The organism is Curtobacterium sp. MCBA15_013, assembly GCF_001865095.1.
In the GTDB taxonomy this organism is placed as follows: Bacteria; Actinomycetota; Actinomycetes; order Actinomycetales; family Microbacteriaceae; genus Curtobacterium.
The window spans coordinates 1,270-1,948 of record NZ_MJGQ01000049.1; the positions used below are offsets into that span (position 1 = coordinate 1,270).

The window sequence follows — 679 nt, forward strand, 5'->3', positions numbered from 1 at the left end:
CCTCGCCCTGGATCGGCTCGAGCAGCACCGCGACGACGGTCTCGTCCATCGCCTCGCGCAGGGCAGCGGCATCGCCGTACGGCACGGTGCGGAAACCTGGCGTGAACGGCCCGAAGTCGTCGTGCGCCGACGGGTCGTCCGAGAACGAGATGATCGTCGTGGTGCGACCGTGGAAGTTCCCCGAGGCGACGATGATCGTGGCGCGCTCGGCGGGGACGCCCTTGACGCGGTAGCCCCACGCACGGGAGACCTTGATCGCGGACTCCACCGCCTCGGCACCGGTGTTCATCGGCAGGACCATGTCGGTCTCGGTCAACGCGGCGAGCGCCGAGGCGAACGGCCCGAGCTGGTCGTTCACGAACGCGCGCGAGGTCAGCGTCACCCGGTCGAGCTGCGCCCGCGCGGCGTCGAGCAGCCGCGAGTTGCCGTGACCGAAGTTCACGGCGGAGTAGGCGGCGAGGCCGTCCAGGTAGCGCTTGCCGTCGACGTCCGTGACCCACGCGCCGTCGCCCGATGCGATGACGACGGGCAGCGGGCTGTAGTTGTGGGCGAGGGAGCGTTCCTCGACGGCGAGCGCCGCAGCGGTCCGCGAACCGAGCGACGAGGCCGTCATCGCGCGACCGAGGTGCCGGTGCCGACGGGGTGCAGGTCGAGCGTGCAGCACTTCACGCCGCCGCCG

Annotated in this window: 1 protein-coding gene; it reads right to left on the bottom strand. The window is 71.6% G+C overall.

What is annotated here, in order from left to right:
• A partial coding sequence (locus tag BIV01_RS16815; protein ID WP_139199511.1) for an aminotransferase class III-fold pyridoxal phosphate-dependent enzyme occupies positions 1-613 on the bottom strand: 613 nt, incomplete at its 3' end.
• Positions 614-679: the final 66 nt, after the last annotated feature.